The 18,793-nt window shown below is 60.5% G+C and carries 14 protein-coding genes; 8 read left to right on the forward strand and 6 right to left on the reverse strand.

Going from position 1 to position 18,793, the window contains the following annotated elements; all coding sequences use genetic code 11:
* Positions 1–27 precede the first annotated feature (27 nt).
* Both EN846_RS04685 and EN846_RS04690 read right to left on the reverse strand, forming a co-directional pair.
* Positions 28–1,896, reverse strand: a complete 1,869-nt coding sequence (locus EN846_RS04685; RefSeq protein ID WP_127392098.1) for a hypothetical protein — start codon at positions 1,894–1,896, stop codon at positions 28–30.
* Between the two features lie 48 nt (positions 1,897–1,944).
* Positions 1,945–2,568: a nuclear transport factor 2 family protein gene (locus EN846_RS04690; RefSeq protein ID WP_187331229.1), complete on the reverse strand. Its 624-nt coding sequence runs from the start codon at positions 2,566–2,568 to the stop codon at positions 1,945–1,947.
* Between the two features lie 274 nt (positions 2,569–2,842).
* On the opposite strand from EN846_RS04690, the gene EN846_RS04695 reads away from it, so the two are divergent.
* Positions 2,843–3,910, forward strand: a complete 1,068-nt coding sequence (locus EN846_RS04695; RefSeq protein WP_127392099.1) for a M35 family metallo-endopeptidase — start codon at positions 2,843–2,845, stop codon at positions 3,908–3,910.
* 139 nt (positions 3,911–4,049) lie between these two features.
* Here the strand turns inward: EN846_RS04695 and EN846_RS04700 are convergent, their stop codons facing one another.
* The gene (locus tag EN846_RS04700; protein ID WP_245478222.1) at positions 4,050–6,428 is read right to left on the reverse strand and encodes a mechanosensitive ion channel family protein; all 2,379 of its coding nucleotides are present in this window, start codon (positions 6,426–6,428) and stop codon (positions 4,050–4,052) included.
* Between the two features lie 294 nt (positions 6,429–6,722).
* Between EN846_RS04700 and EN846_RS04705 the strand changes: the two genes are divergently transcribed.
* The 3 genes from EN846_RS04705 to EN846_RS04715 are packed head-to-tail and all read left to right on the forward strand — an operon-like array spanning position 6,723 to position 10,331.
* A complete protein-coding gene (locus EN846_RS04705; RefSeq protein WP_127283545.1) occupies positions 6,723–7,937 on the forward strand; it encodes a glycosyltransferase family protein in 1,215 nt (404 codons plus the stop codon).
* A 1-nt stretch (position 7,938) separates the two neighbouring features.
* Complete coding sequence (locus tag EN846_RS04710; protein WP_127309846.1) at positions 7,939–9,183, forward strand: glycosyltransferase family 4 protein; 1,245 nt, start codon at positions 7,939–7,941, stop codon at positions 9,181–9,183.
* Positions 9,180–10,331 (forward strand): glycosyltransferase family protein, encoded by a 1,152-nt coding sequence (locus EN846_RS04715; protein WP_127309845.1) that lies wholly within the window; start codon positions 9,180–9,182, stop codon positions 10,329–10,331. The genes EN846_RS04710 and EN846_RS04715 overlap by 4 nt, the downstream gene beginning before the upstream one ends.
* A gap of 37 nt (positions 10,332–10,368) precedes the next feature.
* Here EN846_RS04715 and EN846_RS04720 read toward each other — a convergent pair whose 3' ends face one another.
* Complete coding sequence (locus tag EN846_RS04720) at positions 10,369–11,040, reverse strand: class I SAM-dependent methyltransferase (protein WP_127309847.1); 672 nt, start codon at positions 11,038–11,040, stop codon at positions 10,369–10,371.
* Between the two features lie 264 nt (positions 11,041–11,304).
* Between EN846_RS04720 and EN846_RS04725 the strand changes: the two genes are divergently transcribed.
* The 3 genes from EN846_RS04725 to EN846_RS04735 all read left to right on the forward strand — a co-directional run bounded on the left by EN846_RS04725 (position 11,305) and on the right by EN846_RS04735 (position 15,649).
* Entirely contained in the window at positions 11,305–14,019 is a 2,715-nt protein-coding gene (locus tag EN846_RS04725; protein ID WP_128346031.1) for an ABC transporter ATP-binding protein, read from the forward strand.
* Positions 14,020–14,210: 191 nt separating this feature from the next.
* Entirely contained in the window at positions 14,211–14,666 is a 456-nt protein-coding gene (locus EN846_RS04730) for a cyclic nucleotide-binding domain-containing protein (protein ID WP_127284751.1), read from the forward strand.
* A 128-nt stretch (positions 14,667–14,794) separates the two neighbouring features.
* Positions 14,795–15,649: an MBL fold metallo-hydrolase gene (locus tag EN846_RS04735; RefSeq protein WP_127284752.1), complete on the forward strand. Its 855-nt coding sequence runs from the start codon at positions 14,795–14,797 to the stop codon at positions 15,647–15,649.
* A gap of 1 nt (position 15,650) precedes the next feature.
* On the opposite strand, the gene EN846_RS04740 is transcribed toward EN846_RS04735, so the two are convergent.
* Positions 15,651–16,415 carry a polysaccharide deacetylase family protein gene (locus EN846_RS04740; RefSeq protein WP_127309466.1) on the reverse strand — a complete coding sequence of 255 codons (765 nt, stop codon included), beginning with the start codon at positions 16,413–16,415 and terminating at the stop codon, positions 15,651–15,653.
* Positions 16,412–17,500: a glycosyltransferase family 4 protein gene (locus tag EN846_RS04745; protein ID WP_127309467.1), complete on the reverse strand. Its 1,089-nt coding sequence runs from the start codon at positions 17,498–17,500 to the stop codon at positions 16,412–16,414. The genes EN846_RS04740 and EN846_RS04745 overlap by 4 nt, the downstream gene beginning before the upstream one ends.
* 93 nt (positions 17,501–17,593) lie before the next feature.
* Here EN846_RS04745 and EN846_RS04750 point away from each other — a divergent pair, with 93 nt between their 5' ends.
* Positions 17,594–18,757: a DUF3095 domain-containing protein gene (locus tag EN846_RS04750; RefSeq protein ID WP_127391584.1), complete on the forward strand. Its 1,164-nt coding sequence runs from the start codon at positions 17,594–17,596 to the stop codon at positions 18,755–18,757.
* Positions 18,758–18,793 lie beyond the last annotated feature (36 nt).

Genomic DNA, 18,793 nt, shown 5'->3' on the forward strand with positions numbered 1-18,793 from the left:
CAGCCGCTTTCGATCGCGTCAGATGGATCATCGATGCTCGTCACACCGAACGTCGGCATAGACCAAATGGTCTGCCTCGCTGAATGCCGCTTGGCTTTGGTCGAAGCAGAACCGTTTGGGCACCAGCCGGATCAAGGTGCGTCGGTTGCATTCGCCAGGCAGATCGATCTGGAAGGTGCGCGGCGACATCGACGGCGTCGGGTCGCTCCATTTCGTGTGGCCGGCAAACGAAACGTCCTGGACCAGCAAGCTGGAGCCGGCTGAACTGACGGGACCGGAGATGGCCACGGCGTCGGTTCCTTTTGCCTGCTCGATGCTCGGATATTCGCCGCTTTGCGGTGGATCCCCGTTTGCCGGAATCGCGGCGGCGCCGACTGCCACATTGATCCTGACATCGTCGCGCTCAGGAACGCCACCGTAGCTGTTGCGAAAGGTCCAGCTTACGCGAAGGACAGGCGTCTTCACCGCCGCTCCGGGCAGGGGAGGCAAAACCTGAATCCTGGCATCGGCGAGCGAAGAGCCTTCATCCTCCGCCTCCGCCTCCGGCGCCGGGCAGCCGGTGTAGAGCGGGCGGTAGCCGCACTCGGAGCCGCCGGCTCCCCACAGACAGTCGCTCAGCTTGCGCCAGTCTTCCGAGCTCAGTCGCGGCGCGCTGGAGGACAGGTCATTGCCCGACCCCGGCAACATCCAGGGATGGATGCCACCGCTGCCGGCCGCCCAGTTCGTGCGGTGTGCTTCTATCTCGGCGTAGACGACCTGTTCCTCGTGCAGCTCGAGCAACTGGACCCAGGTCGGCAACGTGACTGTCGGCTCGTGCCCCGCCGCGTCGGCGGCAAAACGGCGGCCCGTGACTTGTGTGGTAAGCGTGTGGCAGCTTGTGCAGTTGCCCGTCGGATCTTCGACCGTCCTGGCTTGGCTGAGTTCATTGCGGTAGGTGCCGGTGTAGCCGGAGCCGACCACGCGGAACGGCGCGTCCGGCAACCGCGGCCGGTGCGGTAGAAAATCGCCCAGGCTGAAGGCGGTCGATCTGGCATCGCCGGCCGAACGAAAACCGACCCTGCTCTGCGCAATGTGCGGATCGATCACATAGGGGCTTTTGTTGTCATGGCATGCATGGCACGAGATCTGGAACGTCGGATCATAGATTTTCTCCGCCGTGTCCCTTCCCGCTTCATCGGAATAGCTGCGCCCGCCCGGCGGAACGAGGGGCTTTGACCAATCGAACTGGCTCTGGTCCTTGCGGCCGTCGAAGAAGACAATTTCTCCGGATTTCCGGTTGAACCCGATGGTGCCGAAGACAGAAAACCTCGGATCCGACCGCGTCCAGTAGGGATCGGTGCTGACCTCCTGGCTGATATTCGATTTCCTGCAGAGGAACAGCCATTCCACGTTGCCGCGCACGACTCTGACGACACGTGAGTTCAGCCCACAGTAGGTCGTGCTGCCGGTCAGCGAAGGCTTGTCGCATTTGGGCAAAGTCGCCGTCCATTTCACCACCTCTCCGTTCTCGTTCCTGTGCTCGAACTCCAGCGGAGTGCCCGGTTTTGTTGGATTGGGCTTGAGGTCGACGACATTGCCGTCGACTTCCAGTGGGATGACCTTCATCTGTGGGCTGTCGCAATCGCCGTCGGGAATAGGACCGAAGATCGCTCGCGCTTCATCGCCAGACCTGGTTATGACGTCGGTGCTCTTTGAGGCCGGCGCCCAAAAGATGTCGGGATTCCATCGCGTAACGGCGTTGGCGAACGACTTCGAATCCAGGTCGTCCTGATCGGAGCCGTGCCTCTCACCGGCTTGCGGCGTCGATACGAAAGCTGCATGTCGAAGCCCGATCGTCCCGGATATTAGGACAAACACAATGCCGAGGACCGCAGCGATCAGCGCAACGGCACGCATTTCAGCCCACTGGAGCGTGCCAGTGAACCCATGGCCGATCTCTGGGCGTCATCGCTTCTTCGCTGCGATAGAGCCAGCAACATAGTCGGCGTGGACTGTAAGCGATTGAAATCGCCACCTGCCGTCGTCCCCCTTTACAAAAGAGGCCCGGGCATCCGCCGAATAGTCAAGAACCGGTGCCGGAGAGTGGGAGTCCTGCAGAGTCACCAGGACTATCGATTTGGTGTTCACCGTCTTATCGTCAACCACGTCGAACAAGGTATTGGTCACGAGGTGCCGAGTCTGGAGGCTATCGGTCTCCATCTTCTTAAGTATTATTGTCATCTGTCCGAGGAGATCGGTTGCCGACTCCGGACCCATGCCGAGTGTCAACTTGAGGATACTGTTGCCTGAACTGCAAATCTTATAGTAAGACGATCTCGGTTCCGCAAAGAGACCAGTGAACGCGGGTGCATTTCTTTCGTCGATCGTCCAGGCATAGCGGGACAAGAGATCTTGAATTGCTTGACGATCCTCGGCCGGAGGATTCTCGACATCCCAACCGGCAGTAGCATCTGTTCCGCAGGAATCAGCTGAAGCAGTGCCGCTTAAAGCAAAAAAGAACCCACAAACCAGGGCAAGATTTCTCAAACTCGCGCAGTTAGTGATTATGCCTTTCCAACGCTCGCTCATGATGGCCCCCTCTATGGAGCTTGATGGGAAAGTACCCATTCATCTTATACCACCCCGAAAGAGGTGTCAGTCGAAATCGCTGACATTCGCGGCAACGGACATGATTTCGCGTTCCTGTTTTTTTGAATCTGAGGTAAGTTGCAATGCCCAGCCCGCAGCAATTTCATTCCTAATTTGTAAGGTAGGCTGCGGGCGATTCAGGTATGTTATCGCAAACTAAAAACTCACGTAGACGCAGCAATTCCGTCTGATCGTGGTTATATGGGAGCGTAAAATGCCAAGTATTGTTCGGAGTGTGACGCTTGTACTTTTGTATTTTTTTAGCCTTGTGCCCTTGGCGTTTGCGCAGCAGAATCAGGAAATTGAGATAGTTCTGCAATCGCGCCTGACTTCTTATGGAAACGATACCCCCCTAACTATTGTTTTTACTCTCACGAACCGATCGGGCAGCCCGATCAGGGTGCTCAGATGGACCACGCCGATCGACGGCGTCTCGGGCCAAATTTTTTCAGTGACGAGAGGGTCGCAGCCAATTCAGTATATTGGCCCTTTGGTGAAGCGAGCAGAACCGACCGAGGCTGATTTTATCGATATCGAACCCGGACGATCGATTTCGGCGACCGTCGATCTGTCATTGTACTACGCCATCTATGAAGCAGGGAACTATGCGGTTACCTATGATACAGAGCGAGTGGGTCTGCTGGTTGGTCATCCAGCTGCCCTGAGACGCGCCCAGGTTCTGAGCAACGCCGCCACGTTCAGGCTTCTATCCGGTCGAATTCCTCCGGAACGGATACCGCTCTCGGCACCCAGATTCGACCATTGTGACAGCTCTCAACAGGCTGATATTGGCGCTGCGCTGGCGGAGGCAAACAACATAGCCTCGGCTGCCCTGCAGGTTTTGCAGGGCACGCCCTCTGCCCAGCAGCCGAATTCCCAACGATATCGGACATGGTTTGGGGCGCATACCGTAGGACTGTACGCAAAGACCACTGGAAATTTCTCGAAGATTGCGGATGCTCTTGCAAACAAGACAATAACGTTTGGATGCCACGGCAGCATCTGCGGACCGGATGTCTATGCGTATGTGTTCCGTGATCAACCTTATAATATTTTTGTTTGTCAAAAGTTCTGGTCGGCGGCTCTGAAAGGAACGGATTCAAGATCTGGAACGATTGTACACGAAATTAGTCACTTTGAGGTCGTCGCCTTCACGGACGACTATTCATCTGGCGGTCAAAATTTTGCCAAGATACTCGCGGTTGAAAACCCGCCGCAAGCTACAGAAAATGGCGATAGTCATGAATACTTTGCCGAAAATAGCCCCGAGCTTCCGATGTGAGGAACGCCACACCCAACTGAGCTAGCATGGATGCGGGTGCCGCATCGCCATCGGAAACGAGCAAGGATCACCGAGGGTTGCAGCCTCGTTGACGCAAATAATCAACATTCCGCTGCTACCAGCGGGCGTCACAGCTTTCCTACTCCGTTGTGCCGGCTTTTTTTCTGCGCCGATTGGTATGCGACTGCGCAACGGCCATTTTTAGCTCCGGTGTGATCTCCACAGGCGCATTCTCTGCCCCATGTGGGTTCTGCAGCCCCTCGACGTGGACGGTCGGGAATGGGAGTTCGATGCCCTGCTCCTTGAAGGCCTGGCGGAGGCGTAAAAAGAATCTGCCTTTCATAGCGAAGGCGCCTCCCGGTCTGGTTGTGACCTTGACCCTCAAGACGATGCCGTACTCACCGAACTCCTGTACGCCCTGCATCTTGATCGGTTCGATCACCCAGTTTTTGAATTCGGGGTCTTCCGCCAGTTCCAGGCCGATGCGCTTGATCAGCTTACGAGCGAAGTCGATGTCGGTGTCATAGCCGACGGTGATGTTGAATTTGTCGGTAACCCAGTCGCGGCTCTGGTTCTGGACGGCTCCGAGTTCACCGAACGGTATTGTGAACAGCGGGCCGCGATGGTGCCGCAGCTTCACCGAGCGCAGCGAAAAGCTCTCCACCGTACCCCTGTAGCTGCCCGATGAAATGTATTCGCCGACGCGAAACGCATCGTCGAGCAGATAAAACACGCCTGAGATCACGTCCTTGACGATGGTTTGCGCGCCAAAACCCACGGCGACGCCGACGACGCCGGCGCCGGCGATCAGCGGGCCGATCTGGATACCAATTGAGGCGAGCATCATCAGCACCGCCATAACGACGATCACTGCGAGCAGAATGTTCTGGATGATGGGCAACAGCGTGCGCAGCCGCGCCTGCTGCGGATCGAGGGTTGGGATGTCCTCCTCGCCGATCACCGCATGCGACGTTTCGATGCCCAGCTTTCGTTCGATCAAGGCCTTGATGATCGACCAGCCGAAATCGGCGGCAAGAGCAATGACAATGACATTGATCAGGCCGCGCAATATGAGCGTGGTCGTCGTATCGCCGTCTCGCATGGCCTGCATGTCCAGACCCCAGACACGCGCAAGAAGGTAAGCCGCCGCCAGGATCAGGATCATCCGGATTCCGCGATCGATCACAGCGATCGTCACCGCCGGGATCGTAGGCCGGCCGGCATCTTCCGAACCCGGCCGCAGAACGAAATTGACCCCGCGCTGCGTCAGCACGATTGCAAAAGGCAGGACGAATGCGGCCAAGGTAAACCAGAACCACGTGTACAGGCCGACGATGCGCTCCAGGAACAGAGCGACGAAATAGGCAGTCAACAGCCATGTCGCTGCCGTGTGGCCGTGCCCATCGCGCCGTGTCCTTGGCCGGCGCCAGACGGCAAGCAGCAGGAGCACCAGCAGCACGAAATCGGCGCCCACCGACAGCACCATCATGCCGTCACGGTCGATGCCGAGACCCGGCAGGAGGATAAACGCGGCGGCGAAGAAGGCGAAGACGCCGACGATCCGCGTCAGCCAATAGGACCAATGGTCGGCCGTCTCGTTGCTGACCGGCAAGGCACGAACCTCGACAGCGTTCTCGACCTGCATGAAGGAAGGGACGAGCAGGGCTATGAGGTACGTGCGCACCCCCCATGTAACGACTGCAGCCATCAGGAATGTCAGCACGATCTCACGGATGAGCATTGGCCAGTCGAACAGCATGAACGCGCCGGCGCTGCCCAGCGCGAACGAGACGATCAGCAGGCTGGAATAAAGCAGGCGGCCACCAATCTTCTTGGCCCGCCCGGTCGGCGTATCCTTCGATTGCGCGATGATCCAAAGGCGAAATGGACGCGTCAGCTTGTACGTTGCCCAGGTGAGCGCAAGGCCGGCAGCGATGAAAATCGCGATCAGCATCAATACGCCGGCAGGTCCCCTGCTGGACATATCCTCCATGGTCGCTTCCCGAACGCGCGCGAATTGGCCGGGCAGCGAGGGCAAGGTTCGCACGATCCGTTCGATGTGATGCTTGATCCGATCGAGCGTCGAGGATGCCATCGTGTTCATCTGGCCCGTTGCGGCCGCGGCGTCGGACGATGCGTCAGCCGGTGAAGCGCCTGCCGCGGCAGGGGCTGCCGTTGAACCGGCGTCCTGATTTCGTTGTTCGGCCACCCAGGCCTTCACCGACGGATCGTCGAGGAGTTCGAACAGCTGTTTGACCCTTTCGGGCGGGACGGTCGCCGGCGTCTGGGCCTGTGCCGGACCGGCCAGGAAGAGGGCTATCCCGACAACAAGGGACCCGGCAATCAGGGCAAACATCGCGGTTAGATATTGGAGACGTCGTGCCGGGCGCGCCGGATTCCTGGCTCCCAATCGTCGAATCATGAGCGGCATCGCGCTGTAGCCTTCCCTCAAATCGGCAAGCAAGACATCTATGCCCGTCGTTGCTCCTACCTTGAAGAAGCCCATGTTGTGGTGCAAGACGTCATCATTGCGAGCTAGACAATTGCGCGATATCGCCGCGCGTCCGTGCACACAACGAAGTGTGATTCTGGAGTGAATAGCGCCATCGGGCCTTTCGCGTTCGGCCCGGTCGGCGCAGTGTGCAGAGAAGTCGGTGGGTTCGCGGATTGCTAGGCGATCTGCGGCTTCTTGGGTGATTCAAATTGAAAATTGCGCCTTCATGTTTCAAAACAGGTCTGTAGACCAGGATGGTTTCGGAGCCTGCGGGTCGGTGACGGCCCTCAAGGCGAGAATTCGAAAAGACGTTCAACAATGACCCAGCACGCAGAAAACACTCGAATTCTCATGTACAGCCACGACACGTTCGGGCTCGGCCACCTGCAGCGCTGCCGGACTATCGCGCATTCGCTGGTCGAGGATTTCCGCGGACTTCAGGTGCTTATCATTTCGGGTGCGACCATCGCTGGCGCCTTTGATTACCGCGCCCGTGTCGACTTCGTGAAGATCCCCAGCGTCATCAAGTTGCGCAACGGCGAATACACCTCGCTGGAAAAGGATATCGATCTGCACGAGACGCTAAGGATGCGCCAGTCGATCATCCGCCACACGGCCGAGAGCTTTCGGCCGGATATCTTCATCGTCGACAAGGAACCGCTCGGCCTGCGCGGCGAGATCGAGGACACGCTGTCCTATCTCAAAACGCGAGGCACCACGCTCGTGCTGGGCCTGCGCGAGGTGATGGATGCGCCGCATCTGCTCGAAGCCGAGTGGGCACGCAGGGATGTGATGCGCAAGATTGGCATGTTTTACGACAAGGTCTGGGCCTATGGTCCGCCGGATTTCTACGATCCGTTGACCGGCCTGGATGTGCCGCCGGCTGTCAGGGCAAAGATGACCTTCGTCGGTTTCCTGCAACGGAGCCTGCCGCGGAACGAGTTGCCCGGCCATCGGCCCGAGGGCGACTATATCCTCGTTACCACCGGTGGCGGGGGTGACGGCGCCGAACTGATCCACGACGTTATCGATGCCTATCAGCAGGATCCGCAATTACAGCACAGGGCGCTGATCGTGCTTGGGCCTTACATGCCGGCGCGCAAGCGCAACAAGCTGCTCAGGAAGGGGTCCAAGATCCCCTACATCAAGATCATCGAGTTCGACAACCGCATGGAAGACCTGATTGCCGGCGCCAAGGCGGTTGTGGCGATGGGCGGTTACAACACCTATTGCGAGATCCTGTCTTTCGACAAGCCGGCGCTGATCGTGCCGCGCATCGAACCCCGCGAGGAACAGCTGATCCGCGCGCGGCGTGCAGCAGAACTCGGCCTCATCGAGATGCTTTTGCCGGAGGAGGCCAAGGATTCCCAGCGGTTTGCCGATGCACTGGTGGCGCTGCCGGACCGGCCTCGCCCGTCGCAGAGCAATCCGCATCTGACGCTGGAAGGGCTGCCTCATATTTCCGAAATCGTCGCAGAACTGCTCGACCGGCGGGCCGGCCATCACCTTTCGGTCATCGAAGGATCGAACTGAGTTGCAACGTCGCAAGATCGTCGTGGTTCTGAAGGGCTATCCGCGGCTGTCGGAAACCTTCATCGCGCAGGAACTGCTCGGTCTGGAGCGTGCGGGGTTCGACCTGGTACTCGTCGCGCTCAGGCGGCCGACCGACGCGAAACGCCACCCCGTGCATGACGAGATCAAGGCGCCGGTCCATTATCTGCCGGAATATCTGCATCAAGAGCCGCTACGCGTGGTTCGCTCGCTGTTTGCCTGTCTGCCGCGTCCGGGCTTCTGGCGCGCGCTCGGATCGCTGGCCACCGATATCCCCCGCGACTTTACGCGCAATCGCGTGCGCCGCTTCGGGCAGGCACTCGTGCTGGCCGCCGAATGGCCGCAAGACGCGGGATGGTTGCATGCGCACTTCGTGCACACGCCGGCATCGGTGACGCGCTATGCCAGCCTGCTTCTTGGTCTGCCCTGGAGTTGCTCGGCCCATGCCAAGGACATCTGGACTTCGGCGGACTGGGATCTGGCCGGCAAGCTGTCCTCGGCGCGTTGGACGGTCACCTGCACAAGAACAGGCTTCGACCGTCTGAAGGAACTCGCCAACGGCAACTCGTCCGTACATCTGAGCTATCATGGGCTCGATCTTGATCGCTTCGGCAGCTTCGGCGAGGCGCGAAAGCAGCATGACGGCTCGGCGCCGGGCGAACCGGTTGTCGTTCTCAGTGTCGGGCGCGCCGTCGAAAAGAAGGGTTACGATATCTTGCTGGAGGCCCTTGCCCTCCTGCCAGCCGATTTGGCGTGGCGTTTCGAGCACATCGGCGGCGGCGAGGAACTGGAACGGCTCAAGGCGCTGGCGCTAAAGCTCGGCCTGGATGGTCGCGTCGCTTGGAAAGGTGCGCTTGCGCAGGAGGAGGTGCTTGAGCACTATCGAAGCGCCGACATTTTCGCCCTGGCCTGCAGGATCACTGCAAATGGTGACCGGGACGGCCTGCCGAATGTTCTGGTCGAGGCGGCCAGCCAGCGGCTTGCCTGCGTGTCGACCGACATTTCCGGCGTGCCGGAGCTTTTATCGCCGGATGAAACCGGGCTGCTGGTTCCGACGGAAAACCCGATTGCCTTGGCACAGGCGCTGGAGCGCCTGATCCGTGATCCCGCGCTGCGCGCTCGCCTCGGCGACGCCGCCGAACGGCGCGTGCGAAGCAATTTCGACCATATGGCAAGCATTGGGCAGCTCAAACAGCTGTTCCAACAGGAGTGGCAGGCTGCCGAATGATGCGGCTGCGCGCCTTCTTGTATGTCCAGCACCTGCTCGGCATCGGTCATCTCGCGCGCACCAGCCGCATCGCGGCGGCTCTGGTCGATGATGGGTTTGACGTCACCGTCGTGACCGGCGGAGCGCCGGTCGCGGGATTTCCGGGACCGGGGGTAAAGTCGGTAATCCTGCCACCTGTCACCTCAAGTGATGAAGGATTTTCCGGCCTTGTCGACCTGCAAGGCAAACCCATCGACGATGATTTCAAGAAGCGGCGTTCAGAGATGCTGCTGCAGGCATTTCGGGATTGCAGGCCTGATATCGTCATGATCGAGGCGTTTCCATTTGGACGCCGGCAGATGCGTTTCGAACTCATGCCGCTGATCGAGGCCATCGACGCGACATCGCCCAGGCCGCTGTTGGCGACGTCTGTCCGTGATATCCTTCAGGAGCGCGTCAAGCCGGGCCGAAACGAGGAAACGGTCGATCTTATCAACAGGCATTTCGACGTTGTCATGGTTCACGGCGATCCGGCTTTCGCAACCATCGACAAGACATTTCCACTGGCCGGGGCGATCACAGCCGAGGTCACCTACACGGGGCTCGTTGCCGCGCCGCCACCGCCCGCGGCCTCCGAGCGCTTCGACGTTCTGGTGTCGGTTGGCGGCGGCGCTGCCGGAAAACACCTGGTCAGATCCGCCATCGCCGCCGCAAGGAATGCCAACAACGCTTGGAAATGGTGTTTGATCACCGGCCCAAACTTGCCGAAAGACGAATTTGACGCGATCGCGCGCGATGCCACGCCGGGGCTGTCCATCTTCCGGTTCCGCGAGGATTTCGCCAGCCTGCTGACCGGCGCCCGCCTGTCGGTCTCGCAGGCGGGTTACAACACGGTCTGCGATGTCCTGCGCGCCGGTTGCCGCTCCCTGCTGGTTCCATTTGCAGCCGGTGGGGAGACCGAACAAACGGTTCGCGCCCTGATGCTCGAAGAACTCGGTCTTGCAACGGTGCTGACGGAAAAGGACTTAACGCCTGAAGGTTTGGCGCAAGCGATCGAACAGGCGCTGGTGGCGCCGGCGCCATCCGCGCATCGCCTCGACCTGGAAGGCGCGCATCACGCGGCGCAAATCCTGCGCGAGCGGCATCGAGCCTGGTCCTTGAAATCCTAACGCGGGTCGCGTCCGTGTTAGAGACGCGCAAAGCGCTTCAAACAGTTCCAATCAGCATGAAGCGCGTATATTTCTTCGTCGGCAGCTCGCCGGAGAACCTGATCTCGCGCAGCGCCGCCATGGCTTCGAACGCTGCAAGTGAAGCCACGCAGTTGATGTGCGTCGGCTCGCTGAAATAGTCGTTCGATTGCAGCAGGACAGTCGTGCCGCGCGGAAGCAGAGCAAGCCAGGCGCCGAGATCGGCTATGTGTTCACAGCTTGTATTGACCACCAGGTCGGGTTGCCCGGCCGCATAGTCGAGTGCGTACATATCGTCCGTCAGCGCCCGGAACCGGTCGCCGGCTTCCCGGTTGAGGGTCAGGGCCACCGCGCCGACTTCGGGATCGATATCGATGCTATCGACCGCCGCTATGTCGAAACGGGCGTCGTTGAAAAGCATTGCCGGCAATACGCCGTACCATCCACCCAGCACCCATATGCGCTCGAACCGGCCGCCGCAGCTTTCGAAAAGCCTGTCGAGCGCCCACATCTTGCAGGCGACCTGTTTGTGGTTGAAGGCGTTGGCGATGTCGGCCCGCGGATGCTTGGCGATGACGCGCGCCAGCCCGCTCACGAGAGGGTGGTTGACATAGGCAGCAATTCCCCGCGTAAGGTCCAGGGCCTGCTCGTGCCCGTCCAAGGCGGCATTGCGTGGTTGCGTGACATCCATCATAGTCGTCTTGTATGGTGGGATTTCGGGCGACACAACGCAATCTTGCCCCCCGCAAGGCTGTTTGATCCGGGACGTGATTATGCTGTTAGCCGCTTCGCCATTGCCCGGAGAGGGCCGGTTGCATCTGTCCGGACCGAAGGCGTCCTGGGTGGGCTGCGGCTGCGAGCTTGTCTTTGGCGACGAAGACCTTGCCGATGCGCCCTTCGCCGGCAGGTGCTCTCACATCCTGCATCCTTCCAGCTGAAGGACCCACAGTCGCATATGGAACCCAGCCTAGCCCGCTATATCTGGAGGCACACCAGGAAGCAGCAGCTCTGGATATTGATGATCGTCCTGCTTTCGATGATCCCGTATTTCATGTCCTTCGACCTGCCGAAGCTGATCGTCAACGGCCCGATCCAAGGCAAAGGCTTCGAGCAACCGGGCGCCACCCAGCCATTCATGAGACTGCACTATGACCTGCCGTTCATTGGCGAGGTCCAGTTCTTCTCCGGCTTTCAGCTCGACCGCTCGGCAACGCTGCTTGCCCTAAGCGTCGTGTTCCTGTTGCTGGTCGTCATCAACGGCTTGTTTAAACTCTACATCAACACCTACAAGGGCCGCCTCGGCGAACGCATGCTGCGGCGTATCCGCTTCGATCTGGTTGATCGAGTGCTGCGGTTTCCGCCGTTTTACTTCAAACGGGTGAAATCCGCCGAAGTGGCGACCATGGTCAAGGACGAGGTGGAGCCGCTGGGCGGCTTCATCGGCGACGCCTTCCTGCAGCCGGTGCTGCTCGGCGGCCAGGCGCTGACGGCCATGCTGTTCATCATGGTCCAGAATTTCTGGCTCGGAACGATAGCGGTCGTGATCGTGGTGATCCAGATCGTGCTGATCCCGCGAATGCGGCGGCGGCTGATCGTCCTCGGTCGCGAACGGCAGCTGACGGCGCGCGCGCTTTCGGGCCGGGTTGGCGAAATCGTCGACGGCATCGGCGCGGTTCACGTCCACGACACCTCGAACTACGAGCGCGCCGACATAGCTGCCCGGCTAGGGCTCATCTTCAAGATCCGCTTCGATCTTTACCAATGGAAATTCATGGTAAAGTTCCTCAACAATTTTCTCGCGCAGCTGACGCCCTTCCTGTTCTACATGATCGGCGGGTATCTGGTCATCGAGGGGCGGCTGGACGTCGGCCAGCTCGTGGCCGTGATCGGCGCCTACAAGGACCTGCCCGGACCGATGAAGGAACTGATCGACTGGGATCAGGCGCGGCAGGATGTCCAGGTCAAATATCAGCAGGTCGTCGAACAGTTCACCGTCGACGGTGTCATTGCGCCGACAATCGGGGCATTGACGATCGACGCCCCCGGGCCGATGACCGGCCCGCTGTCGGCGATCGGTCTGTCGATAGCGGACGATGGCGGTGCATTGCTCCTCGACCGTATCTCCCTCCAGGTCAAGCCGGGTGAGACGGTGGCGCTGGTCAGTACCGCAACAGGTGGAGCGGAGGCGCTGGCGGAAGCCTTCGCGCGGCTGAACCGGCCGAAAGGCGGCAAGGTCGCTTCGGGCGCCCACGACCTGCTTGAACTCCCCGAAGCAGTGACCGGCCGGCGCATGTCCTATGCCTCGTCGGATGTTTTCCTGTTCCAGGCAAGCCTCCGCGACAACCTGCTCTACGGGTTGAAGCATGCGCCGCTGACATCGGTGACTTATGACGGCGCTGCGGCAGACCAGCGCCGATGGAACATCCACGAGGCGCGCCGGTCGGGCAATCCCGATCATGATATCCAAAGCGACTGGATCGACTACGCTTCCGCCGGCGCTACCGGCCCGCACGACCTCTTTGAAGCCGTGCGCCGGGTGCTCGACGCGGTTATTCTGTCGCGCGACATTCTGGATCTTGGCCTGCGCTCTTCGGCCGACCTGACGCGTCACACGGAGCTTGCCAGGCGAATCGTCGAACTGCGTGCGGCGCTGCGAACGCGGCTGGAACACGAAGGGCTGAGCGGACTGGTGGTTCCTTTCGAACCGGGCGCCTACAACAAGGAAGCAACGATCGGCCAGAACCTGCTCTTCGGCGCTGCCGCCGGCCCCGAACTGGCCGACAGGGCTCTGGCGGCCAATCCGTATTTTGCTTCTGTGCTGAGCCAGGCCGGCCTCGACCGCACGCTCTACGAAATGGGCATGGAGATCGCCGACCAGGCGATCGAGCTGTTTGCCGACCTGCCGCCCGATCACCAGTTCTTCCAGCAGCTCGCCTTCATGAGCGCCGAGGAGATACCCGCCTACGAAACCTTGCTGCAACGGCTCAAGAACCGTCCCTACGAGGCGGTCTCAGAGAACGATCGCGCCATGATCGTCACCTTGAGCTTTGCCTATATCGAGCCCCGGCATCGCTTCGGCCTGCTGAGCGACGAGCTGATGAGCAAGATCGTCGCTGCGCGCAACGGATTCTATGAAAACCTGCCGCCCGAGCTGCAGAATGCGGTCGAACGGTATGATCCCGCCAAATACATCGCCGCGGCTACCGTCATGGACAATGTCCTGTTCGGCCGCGTGGGCAACAACCATCCCGACGCGCCGGACCGCATACGCTCCATCGTCTATGACATTCTTGACGAGCTGGGGCTCTATGCCGAAGTTCTGGATGTCGGTCTGGACTTCAATGTCGGTTCCGGCGGTAGGCGGCTGACCGGTGGACAGCGCCAGAAGCTCGACGTCGCCCGGGCCTTGCTCAAGCGTCCCGATTTTCTCATTCTCAACCGGCCGCTGTCGGCGCTCGACCAGCGTATGCAGGACAAGGTGCTGCAAAACGTGCTCGAGGAGGCCAGACGCGACGGCCATTCGCCGGCAATTGTGTGGGTGGTGACGAATCCGGCAATGGGGATGATGTTCGATCGCGTTGTCGTCTTCGACTCGGGCCAATTGGTTGAAGACGGAACACACGAGACACTTTTGGCGGAGAGCGGTATCTTCAAGGAACTGCTATCATAGAGCATTGGACATTCAGATGGGATCATTCTGCCGGTGGGAACTTGTGGCAAGGTCAAGGGATTCGGGTTTCCGGCTGATCGGGCCCGCCACCTTTCGCGTGGTTCGTCCCGCTACCCGGAAACAGAATTGATCCTATCTGGGGGTCGGTTGTTCTAGTCTCGCAGACGTGAGTTTTGGGAAGGTTCGCGACAATGCTGCTCAAGGATGAGGTTGGAATGCTGCAACGCGTTCCCTTGTTCTCTGGCATAGAGCCGACAAAGCTCAAGCTGCTTGCGTTCACATCCGATCGCGTGAGCTACGCCGCCGGCCAGATCCTTTTCCGGCAGGGTGATGAGGGAGATGCGGCCTATGTCATCCTTTCAGGCAGGGCGGATATTCTGGTCGATTCCGACAGCGGACCGATAAAAGTTGCCGAACTGCTGCCAAATTCGATCGTTGGCGAGATCGCCATATTGTGCAACAGCTCCCGCACGGCCACCGTCAGAGCCGCAAGTCCGGTTGAAGCCTTGAGAATTCACAAGGATCATTTCCTAAGGCTTATGAAGGAGTTCCCGGAAATGACCATCGAGATGGTTCGGGTTCTTGCCGATCGCCTGAGCCATACGACCGCGGATCTGATCGACGCGCGAAGCGCCAATAACGAATGAATTGCGCTCGATCCTTGCCGTCGTGATGGCACGGGCCTCTCACGGACAAGGTCATCAGGAGGAAAACCTTTCTCGCCTAGCAGCAGTTGTTTGGCTACGATGGCCGAGGGGGACTACGAAGGGCTTGCATGGACGACGACGTTTTCCTGGTCAGGTTTTGGGGCGTGCGCGGCAGCATTTCGGTATCGGGGCCAGAATTCTCTCGTTATGGCGGCAACACAATCTGCATCGAGATGCGATGCGGCAAGCATACGCTTCTATTCGACGCGGGCTCTGGCCTGCGGCCTGCCGGCTGGGCGCTTCGTGCGTCGGGCGTGACCGATTTCGATCTGTTTTTCACGCATTGTCATTACGATCACATCATCGGGCTGCCGGCCTTTAAGCCGATGTATGACCGGAGCGTCAAACTCAGGCTTTGGTCCGGGCATCTTGCAGGACGCATGACGACCCGGCAGATGGTCGATGAGTTCATGCGGCCGCCCTGGTTTCCGGTGAGACTGGATGTCTGCAAGGCAAGCCTCGACTATCGCGATTTCGTATCCGGAGACGTGCTTCGGCCGCGCCAAGGGGTGGTGGTCCGAACCGGCAGTCTCACCCATCCCGGTGGCTGCATAGGCTACCGGGTCGAATGGGGTGGCCGCGTCGTGGCGGTGATCACGGACACCGAGCACGAGCCGGGCCAGCTCGATCAGGCGATCCTCGATCTCATCGAGGATGCCGACCTCGTCATTTACGATTGCACCTACACCGAGGAGGAAATGGAGCGCTACCGCGGCAACGGGCACTCGACATGGCAACAGGGAGTCAAGCTCTGTGAGGCTGCCGGCGCGCGGGGGCTTGCCCTGTTTCACCACGATCCGTCGCGCACCGACGATCAGTTGGACGAGATGGAGAAATTGGCCAAAGACCGGTTTGCAGGCGCTTTTGCCGCGCGGGATGGCCAGACGCTCGAATTTCCCGTCTCATCGCATAAAAAGCGCTGAGCTATTTTCCTTTGCCGGCGCTGCGCCCGATCAATGTCCTGATCGGAAGCCATGCGCAGCCTTCAGCCTGTGCGGTGACTGCGAACAGCCGTTCGAGGAAAAGCCAGGCCGATTCATCATGCACGAGATGGTGGGTGAGCAGGCCGACCGGTTCGCCGCCATCGAATGCCTGCTGCAGTTGCGCGACGATAGCCTGAACCAACAGGCCATGATCGCGGCAACCGCGCGTGCCATGCCAATCCATGATGTCGACATTGCTGTTGATGACCGCCAGCGAAGCCGGCTTCGGCGGCCCGTAGACCGACAATGCCGCAAATCCTATCGATCCAAGGTCGGAAACCAGGCCGGCGTCGATCCTGTTCCAGGGTGGCACCAGCATCGGAACGGCACGTGCGCCGTGCAGGCCGGTTACGTGCGACAGCCCGCGCGCCAGATCATCGAGCATCGCCTCGCGTGGCCGATGCGGGCCGAGCTCCTGCTTTTTCTGGTCCTCTGGCGCATGATTCCGGTGCGCCCAGCCATGGATTGCGACCGTGGCATGCGGCGCCTCGTCAAGCCGGGCGACAAGCTTCTCATCAGTCCGGGCCGGAATCACGGCCAGGGCGACCGGAACCGCGAATGCACCGGTGAGGCGGAGCAGCCGGTCAAGCGCGGGCGTCGGATCCACGGCGTCATCGTCGCGCAGCCAGAACTCTGCCTTGCGGCCCACCCGTTGCCGACGCGCCAGTTCTTCCACCAGGGGTTGCCAGATCCGATCGGGTGTCATGAAACCGGGATCTTCGCAAGAAGTTCGGTCAGACGCGCAGCCGCCGCACCGAGGGAACGCTCTTCGAGGGTGAAGCGTCTGGCTTCCGCGGCCATGATGGTTCTTTCGTCGTTCCGGGTCAGGAGCCTTTCAATGGCGGAAGCGAATGCCGCCACATCGCCCGGCGGGGTGAGAAACCCGGTCTGGCCATCCCGCACGACCTCCGGCACGCCGGCGATGTCCTGAGCTACCACCGGAAGGCCGGCGGCCTGTGCTTCAAGATAGGCAATGCCATAGGCTTCGCCGAAACCCGGCCAGACGTAAATTCCCCCACCGTAGAGGACATCCGGCACGGCGGTTGGCTCAATCGCGCCAAGCCATTCGATACGGTCGGCGGGCAGGCCCGCGAATTGCGCTTTGACCTCTTCACGGGCAGGCCCGTCCCCGACGACCGAAATGGTCCAGGGCAGGTGGCCGATCGAGCCGAGCGCTTGCGCCAGCATGCGATAGCTTTCGAGCTTGTCGCCCGGGCGCATCATGGCGACGGTAATGAGGCGCGTCGGACAGCCCCGTGTCGGGGTTTCCCGGAATGCCGATGTGTCGATGAAGGGCGAAAGCATGCCCAGAGCGGCATCGGGTATCGCCTCTGCCAGTCCCTGACGATCCCTTTGCGTGAAGCAGATGTTCAGCGCCGCCTGTTCGACGGCTCGCACCACCAACGCTTGCGCATCGGCCCACAAACCGGTGTTGCGCCGCCTCGAATAGGAGGCTTCCGCTGTCACATAAGGGACGGCAAAGGCCGATGCCAGCTCTGGCCCGATCGGGTCGGGCGCCTTGTAATAGGGATGATAGGTGAACCAGAGATCGGGTTTGCCGTCATGATCCCAAAGCCTTGCCAGCCGCGCCGCTTCCGCTCGGGCCTCGATCTTGAGCGCATCGAAACTTTTCGACTCCGGTTCGCGTAGATAGAAGCGCAATTCGGAAGCCAGTTCGACGCTATGCCCGCCGCGCTCCAGCGCCTTGACCAGCGCCCTTGCCATCTGGCGGTCGCCGGAGGCAACGGGATGATTGAGTGACTTCAGCGGCGCGTAGAAGGCAATTCGCATTTCCGGACCCTATCATCGCAAAGCCAGCGCAAGTCAATTTCGCAGCACGATCGACTTCACCTTCAAGCAGTGGAAATGTGCTATCTCATGCTCATGGAAACAGCCGCCGCGTCCGACCCGTTTGTCGCTTCTCTGCCGGTCTTCGCAAAGTTCGAAAGCGTCGCCGATATAGACAACTATCGGCCTCTCCCCGATGGCTGGGCGCTGGCCACGGCCGACATCGTCGGCTCGACCAAGGCGATCGAGGCTGGGCGCTACAAGACCGTCAACATGGCCGGCGCCAGCGTCATTTCGGCGCTGCTCAACGCGCTTGGCCGGCAAGACCTTCCCTTTGTCTTCGGCGGCGACGGCGCGCTGGTGGCGTTTCCCGGCTCGGCGCTGGAGGTTACCCGCAACGCGCTGGCGGCTGTCCAGAGATGGGTGGCGGACGAACTGGACCTGACCTTGCGTGCCGCAATCGTGCCGATAAAGGATATAAGAGCGCAAGGCCGCGACGTTCGCGTGGCGAGGTTTCAAGCCTCCGAAGCGGTCTTCTATGCCATGTTCGCCGGCGGCGGCGGCAGTTGGGCGGAAGCCGAGATGAAAGCGGGACGCTACCGCATCGATCCTGCGCCGGCCGGCGCGCGGCCGGATCTGACCGGCCTCTCCTGCCGCTGGAATCCGATCGAAGCCCGGCACGGCGAAATCGTCTCGATCATAGCCATACCGGGGGCGTCGCGCGATTTGCGCGGTTTTCAGTTTCTGGCGTCCGACATCATCGCCCTTGCCGGCAGGCAGGAACGCGATGGCCACCCGGTACCGGTGAACGGGCCGGACTACAGCCTGCTGCCTGCCGGCCTCGATATCGAGGCGCGCGCCACGGCCCCGGCAGGACGGCGCTGGCTAACGAAGCTGTGGGTCATGTTCCTGATGACGCTCACGGCCGTCACCGATAGATATGGCTGGACGATCGGCAGTTTCGATCCGAAGGTCTACAAACGTGACGTGGCCAGCAATTCGGATTTCCGCAAGTTCGACGACGGCTTGAAGATGACCATCGACGTCGACGCGGATGTGTTGCAACGGATCGAGAACCGGCTGAAGCAGGCGGAAGATGCGGGCATTTGCAACTATGGCCTGCACCGCCAGAAATCGGCCTTGATGACATGCCTCGTCGCCTCGCCGCTGCAGCGCGATCACCTTCATTTCATCGATGGCGCGGCCGGCGGCTACGCGATGGCTGCCGCCAGCCTAAAGGCGAAGGTGCCGGTTCGATGACGGGGTTGCGGAAATCGATCTTGGGCAATATGCCTC

Source organism: Mesorhizobium sp. M4B.F.Ca.ET.203.01.1.1 (genome assembly GCF_004791025.1).
GTDB lineage: Bacteria > Pseudomonadota > Alphaproteobacteria > Rhizobiales > Rhizobiaceae > Mesorhizobium > Mesorhizobium abyssinicae.

Coding starts and splice junctions, on each gene's coding strand:
- EN846_RS04685 (WP_127392098.1), bottom strand. CDS start 1,896: ATGCGTGCCGTTGCGCTGATCGCTGCGGTCCTCGGCATTGTGTTTGTC.
- EN846_RS04690 (WP_187331229.1), bottom strand. CDS start 2,568: ATGAGCGAGCGTTGGAAAGGCATAATCACTAACTGCGCGAGTTTGAGA.
- EN846_RS04695 (WP_127392099.1), top strand. CDS start 2,843: ATGCCAAGTATTGTTCGGAGTGTGACGCTTGTACTTTTGTATTTTTTT.
- EN846_RS04705 (WP_127283545.1), top strand. CDS start 6,723: ATGACCCAGCACGCAGAAAACACTCGAATTCTCATGTACAGCCACGAC.
- EN846_RS04715 (WP_127309845.1), top strand. CDS start 9,180: ATGATGCGGCTGCGCGCCTTCTTGTATGTCCAGCACCTGCTCGGCATC.
- EN846_RS04720 (WP_127309847.1), bottom strand. CDS start 11,040: ATGGATGTCACGCAACCACGCAATGCCGCCTTGGACGGGCACGAGCAG.
- EN846_RS04725 (WP_128346031.1), top strand. CDS start 11,305: ATGGAACCCAGCCTAGCCCGCTATATCTGGAGGCACACCAGGAAGCAG.
- EN846_RS04730 (WP_127284751.1), top strand. CDS start 14,211: ATGCTGCTCAAGGATGAGGTTGGAATGCTGCAACGCGTTCCCTTGTTC.
- EN846_RS04735 (WP_127284752.1), top strand. CDS start 14,795: ATGGACGACGACGTTTTCCTGGTCAGGTTTTGGGGCGTGCGCGGCAGC.
- EN846_RS04740 (WP_127309466.1), bottom strand. CDS start 16,415: ATGACACCCGATCGGATCTGGCAACCCCTGGTGGAAGAACTGGCGCGT.
- EN846_RS04745 (WP_127309467.1), bottom strand. CDS start 17,500: ATGCGAATTGCCTTCTACGCGCCGCTGAAGTCACTCAATCATCCCGTT.
- EN846_RS04750 (WP_127391584.1), top strand. CDS start 17,594: ATGGAAACAGCCGCCGCGTCCGACCCGTTTGTCGCTTCTCTGCCGGTC.